2 protein-coding genes and 1 pseudogene are annotated in these 3,910 nt (G+C 71.1%); all 3 read left to right on the plus strand.

The annotated features are described in order from the left end of the window. Positions 1 to 275, plus strand: a pseudogene (locus tag ROTAS13_RS27405) (hypothetical protein); the annotation flags it as partial. After that, positions 272 to 3,337 (plus strand): ATP-binding protein, encoded by a 3,066-nt coding sequence (locus ROTAS13_RS20615; RefSeq protein WP_027297358.1) that lies wholly within the window; start codon positions 272 to 274, stop codon positions 3,335 to 3,337. The pseudogene ROTAS13_RS27405 and the gene ROTAS13_RS20615, both read left to right, overlap by 4 nt. Positions 3,338 to 3,494: 157 nt before the next feature. Next, positions 3,495 to 3,910 (plus strand): DotD/TraH family lipoprotein (locus ROTAS13_RS20620; protein WP_075823269.1); only part of this gene is annotated, 416 nt, incomplete at its 3' end.

The raw sequence follows: 3,910 nt of genomic DNA on the forward strand, positions 1-3,910 counted from the left end.
TTCGCCTTACGGTGGAGCTGTGCGTAGATGTGATCAAGAGACAGGCCCGCCAGGCGATCTGCGCCAGCAAGCTCCTGACCCACGATCCGGCGGTGCTCGGCGCCGCGCTGCTCGGCCTCGCGCCGCGCGCCTACCAGGACCGGGCCTACCTCCTTGGCGGCGTCCGCCTGCTGCCGCTCGGCCGGATGCCGCGCGGCAAGGAGGACATCTATCCGGACCTGCTGCGCGCCTGGGGCGCGCCCAGGATGATCCACCACCGCCCGGAGGCCGCATGATCGCCACCGCCATCACCCGTGGCCTCGCCGGCCTGTCGCTGGTTCTCCGCCAGCCGCTGCCGGCCTTCTGCGAGATCGAGACCGCCCATGGCGACGCCCTGGTGACGCGCCAATGCGACTACCTCAGCGTGGTCCGTATCGAGGGCATGCGGCGGATGGCCAAGCGCGACGACGTCGAGCGCATCGCCACGGCACAGCGCATCGACCTGGCGGGCGCGCTGGAGGACCGTGGCCACGCCATTGTCGGCTGGTACGTCTCCGACCCGGACATGGCCGGGGTCGAGATCGAGCGGCTGAACCTCGCCTCCTGCCGCACCATCGCACGGGAACTCGGTCTCAACGTCTCGGACGTGCTCGAGGAACGCGCGGCGCTGTGGCCCCGGATCATGCGCTGGGAGGCCGCCTACTACGTGCTCTGGACCCGCCGCGCTGTCCTGACCAAGGAGGAGCGCCGGCAGATGGCCGAGGAGCAGAAGGTCCTCTCGCGCGAGGGGCCGCGCGCCGGCAACAGCCAGCGCTACTACCTGCGCTCCGAGGTGATGGCGGCGCGGCACACGGCCTTCGTCTCGCGGGTCGTCGCGTCGCTCGGCAACAACGACGTCGCCACCCGCGAACTGGATGCCCACGAGGCGCTCAGGGTGATCCGCGAATCCGTCTACCGCGAAACCGCCGGCTCCGACTGGAAGGCGACGTTGCCGGGCGACCGGGTGATGCCGCGGGCGACCGAGGATCCCGATGGCGGCGAGAGCCCCACCGCCGGCATGCTGTGGCCGGCCGTGGCCGAGCAGATGTTCCATGCCGATGCCGAGACGCTGGGGGGCCAGCGCGTCCGCATCGGCGATCACGACTATGCCCCGGTGGACATGGCGGTGGGGCCCGAGGATCCGCGTCCCTTCGTCGAGCTTTCCGCCCGGCTGGGCCAGGACCGCATCCCCTGGCGCAGCGCCGTGGTGATCGAGGGCGGCGGCCGCAACGCCATGCAGATCAAGGAGGTCGCCGCGACCTTCTTCTCGATGTTCCCCGGCAACGCCGATATCCGGCGCGCCTTCGACGCCCTGCGGCAGGCCCGCAACGAGGACAACCACATCGGCGTGCGGCTGCGCGCCTCCTTCGCGACCTGGGCCCCGGCCGGCGAGATGCGGCTGCTGCGCCGTCGCGCCTCGACCCTGGCGCAGCGCATCGAGGGCTGGGGCAACTGCAAGACCACCCCGATCGCCGGCGATCCGCTGGAGGGGGCGCTGTCCAGCGTCCCCGGCCTGTCGCTCACCTCGACCGGCACGCCGCAGATCGCCCTGCTGGGCGACGCCTTCGCCATGCTGCCCTGGAACCGCACCGCCTCGCCCTGGGAGCAGGGCTCGGTGCTGTTCCGCCGGCCCGACGGCGCCATCTGGCCCTACGACCCCTCCGGCGGCGACAAGCGCCCGCTCGTCTGCGACGTCTTCGTGGCGCCGCCCGGTTCCGGCAAGTCGGTGCTGGCCAACTGCATCAACCTCGGCCTGGTGCTCAGCCCCGCCGTGCTCGGGGTCAAGGGCGCCAGGCTGCCGCTGATCGGCAAGGCCGATATCGGCCCTTCGGCGCAGGGCTTCGTGCGGCTGGTGCGCGAGGCGCTCGGCCCCGCGCGCGAGCACGAGGCGATCTTCGTCACCATGCAGTTCGGGCCGGGCTACGAGGTCAATATCTTCGACCTGCAGGTCGGCTGCCACTACCCGCTGCCACTGGAGCGGTCCTTCCTGCAGAACTTCCTGGCGCTGGCCACCACGCCCCCGGATACCTCCACTCCCTTCGAGGGCATGGCGCAGCTGATCGGCGCCGTGATCGACGAGGCCTACCGGCTCTGCACCGACGTCACCGGCGGCTCGCCGAAGCCCTACCGGGCCGGCGTGGAGCCGGAGGTGGATGCCGCGCTGCGCCGCCACGGGCTCGTCCTGCCCGGCGATACCCCCTGGTGGCGCGACGCCGTGGATGCGCTGATCGGCGCCGGCGAGATGCGGCTGGCCGAGGTAGCGCAGCGCCATGCCGTGCCGGTGCTGCAGGACCTGATCGCCGCCGCCCGCTCGGACCAGATCCGCGACGCCTTCAAGGACCTGCATATCGCCGAGACCAGCGAGTCCGCCTGCACCCTGTTCGAGCGCTACGTCTACGATCTGATCCGGCGCTTTCCCTCGTTGAGCCGGCCAACCCGCCTGGATTTCGGCCCGGCCCGCATCATCGTGCTCGACCTCGCCGCGGTGGCTCCGGCCGGCTCGGCGGCGGCGAACCGGCAGACCGAGCTGATGTACATGCTGGCGCGGCATCTGCTGGCGCGGAACTTCTTCCTGCACCCGGACTACGCGCAGTTCGTCCCCGAGCCGGTGCGCGACTACCACCGCGAGCGGTTCCAGGAGGTGATGGAGGCGGTCAAGCGCCTCGACTACGACGAGTGGCACCGCACCAGGGGCAGCCCGCTGGTCCGCGCCCAGGCCGAGCTCGACGTGCGCGAGGGCCGCAAGCACAACATCCAGCTCGGCTTCTCGTCGCAGCGGCTGGAGGACATGGGCGAGGCCATCGTCGCCCAGAGCACCGGGCGCTTCATCCTGCGGACCGGCGACGAGAAGGAGCGCGAAGAGATCATCACGCGCTTCGACCTGTCGGCCGCGAGTGCGGATGTCGTGCGCTATGCGCTCAACGGCCCGGGACCGAACGGGGCTCCCTTCCTCGCGGTGCTGACCGCCGGCGGTGCCAAGTACGAGCAGATGCTCATCAACTCGCTGGGCCCGGTCGAGCTGTGGGCGCTGAGCACCACGCCGGGCGACACCAGCCTGCGCAACCGCCTCTATGCGGCCCTGGGCTTCTCGGAGGCGCTGCGGCGGTTGGCGAAGGTGTTCAAGCGCGGCTCGGCGGTGAAGGAGATCGAGCGGCGCAAGAACGAGCGGCTCAAGCTCGGCGAGCTGGACACGCGCGCCGAAGCCGGCGTGGTGGACGAGATCGCCGCCGAGCTGATCGACGGCAAAGGCCTCGGCATCGTCCTGCGGGACGTGGCGCCCGATCATGGCCAGCCTTCCCAGAAGCTGGCGGCCGAATAGTCGCGTCGCATAGGGGCCGTGTTCGATGCGAACACAGGATTCGTAGCCCCGTCCTCGTCAGCCTGACAGGTCGGCGAACGAGCCCGCAGCTGCAAAGGGAGGCCTCCCGTTCGCATCGCTCCGCTCCATGCTTCACGCATAGGAACGGAGGTCCCGCATGGCGAGGATGAACAGCCGGCTGATGCTGGCCTTGATGGGGTTGGTCGGCCTCGCGGGCTGCGCCACGGGCGGCCCCACGGCCGAGATCGCAACCCCCGGCATGCCCAACCCGGAGATCGCGCTCCGCCAGTCGATGGAGCAGGTGGGGCAGCAGCTCTCGCAGCTCGGCGGCGTCAGCCGGGTGGACCTCACCGCCCGTCGCGGCCGCGTGGTGCCGGAGGAGCTGCAGCGTCCCATCGCCTTCGCCTGGAACGGCCCGCTGGCCGATGGCGTGCGCAAGCTCGCCGATGTCGTGGGCTACCGGGTGGTGGTGTCGAGCGTCGAGGGAGTCGAGCGGCCGCAGCCCGTGCCGGTCTCGCTCAACCTGCCCGCCACCACGGTCGTGGACGCCTTCGCCACCCTCGGCGAGCAGGC

The sequence above is a fragment of the Roseomonas sp. TAS13 genome (genome assembly GCF_001950415.1).
GTDB classification, from domain to species: domain Bacteria; phylum Pseudomonadota; class Alphaproteobacteria; order Acetobacterales; family Acetobacteraceae; genus Roseomonas; species Roseomonas mucosa.